The organism is Pseudomonas tremae (assembly GCF_001401155.1).
In the GTDB taxonomy this organism is placed as follows: Bacteria; Pseudomonadota; Gammaproteobacteria; order Pseudomonadales; family Pseudomonadaceae; genus Aquipseudomonas; species Aquipseudomonas tremae.
This window is the reverse complement of the sequence record NZ_LJRO01000468.1, coordinates 1-362: the sequence shown is the minus strand read 5'-3', so window position 1 is coordinate 362 and position 362 is coordinate 1. Positions and strand designations below refer to the sequence as shown.

General features: G+C 61.0%; 1 pseudogene. It reads left to right on the top strand.

The window, feature by feature from the left end:
* Positions 1–328: pseudogene (locus ALO43_RS26240) on the top strand (choline ABC transporter ATP-binding protein); the annotation flags it as partial.
* Positions 329–362 lie beyond the last annotated feature (34 nt).

The window sequence follows — 362 nt, the reverse complement described above, 5'->3', positions numbered from 1 at the left end:
CACGGTCGATGAGTGCACGCACGTCAACGATTCGGTGTGCCTGGACCCGAGCGGCGATTCATGGCTCGACCTGGCCGAAGGCAATGTGATCAAGGGCGCACGGCAAGGTGCTACGCCCCTCGATCTGCAGAACTGGACCCCCGGCCAGGACGTCGGCACGCTCGACCGTCGCCCTACCCTGGTGCACTCCAACATCGGCATGCGCGACGCATTGCAGATCCGCTACCAGACCGGCAACAAGCTGGTCCTGCAGGACGGCAATAAAGTGGTCGGCATTCTCGGGGATACCGAGCTGTATCACGCGCTGCTGGGCAAAAACCACGGCTAAGGCCTGAAAATTAAAGTCTGAAACCGACAAGCCC